The organism is Streptomyces pathocidini (genome assembly GCF_001418495.1).
Classification (GTDB): domain Bacteria; phylum Actinomycetota; class Actinomycetes; order Streptomycetales; family Streptomycetaceae; genus Streptomyces; species Streptomyces pathocidini.
This window is the reverse complement of record NZ_LIQY01000724.1, coordinates 1-1,097: the sequence shown is the minus strand read 5'-3', so window position 1 is coordinate 1,097 and position 1,097 is coordinate 1. Positions and strand designations below refer to the sequence as shown.

1 protein-coding gene is annotated in these 1,097 nt (G+C 73.4%); it reads left to right on the top strand.

The window, feature by feature from the left end; translation table 11 throughout:
* A partial coding sequence (locus AOK16_RS24825) for a thiamine pyrophosphate-binding protein (RefSeq protein WP_169790960.1) occupies positions 1-973 on the top strand: 973 nt, incomplete at its 5' end.
* Positions 974-1,097: the final 124 nt, after the last annotated feature.

Sequence of the window (1,097 nt, the reverse complement as noted above, 5' to 3'; positions counted from 1 at the left end):
CGTGCGCGCCGGGGCGCAGGCCGAACTCCTCGCGCTGGCCGAGAAGTTGGATGCCCCGGTCGCCACCACCTTCGGCGGCAAGGGCGCGTTCCCCTGGGACCACCGTCTCTCGCTCCAGTCCTGGCTGGAGGACCGCCACACCACGGATTTCCTGGAGGACGCCGACGTCCTCCTGGTCGTCGGCTCGGGCCTGGGCGAACTCTCGTCGAACTACCACACGTTCCGTCCCCGCGGCCGGGTCATCCAGATCGAGGCGGACCTGGGCAAGCTGGAGTCGAACGTCCCGGCCCTCGGCATCCACGCGGACGCCCGCCTGACGCTGGCGGTCCTGGCCGAACAGGCCACCCCGCGCACGCGCCCCGAAGCAGCCGAAGCAGCCTCGGCCCTCCTCGTCCGCGTCCGCCAACGCCTCGCCGCCCAGGACCTGAAGCAGGAGCAGCAGCTCCTGACCGCCGTACGCGACGCCCTCCCCGACACGTCCCCCAGCTTCTGGGACATGACGATGCTGGCCTACTGGGCGTGGTCCGCGTTCGACCCGCGCGAGGGGGCCATGCACTCCGCCCAGGGCGCCGGCGGCCTGGGCTACGGCTTCCCGGCCGCGCTCGGGGCCGCAGTGGCGGATCGTACGAAGCCGGTGCTGGCCGTCTCGGGCGACGGCGGCGCGATGTACTCGATCGCCGAGCTGGCCACGGCCCGCCAGTACGACCTGCCGGTCACGTGGCTGATCGTCGACGACGGCGGCTACGGCATCCTGCGCGAGTACATGACGGACGCCTTCGGCACGGCCACCGGCACCGAGCTGGCGCGCCCGGACTTCGTGGCGCTGGCCGAGTCGTTCGGCGTCCCGGCGGTCCGCACGTCGCCGGAGCGGCTGGGCGAGGACCTGGCGGCGGCGCTGGCGGCCCCCGGCCCGTCGGTGGTGGTACTCCCGGCGGTCCTGCGCCTGTTCGCTCCCACACACGCAACGCCCTGACACGCTCCCGGAGGTCGCGCATACGGAATGACGTCGCGCGTACGGGATACAGACATGCGCGCGTAATGACGCGCGCTCGGGGCCCCGCGCCCCGACGGCCCTCGTCACGGCACAGGGGCCGTGC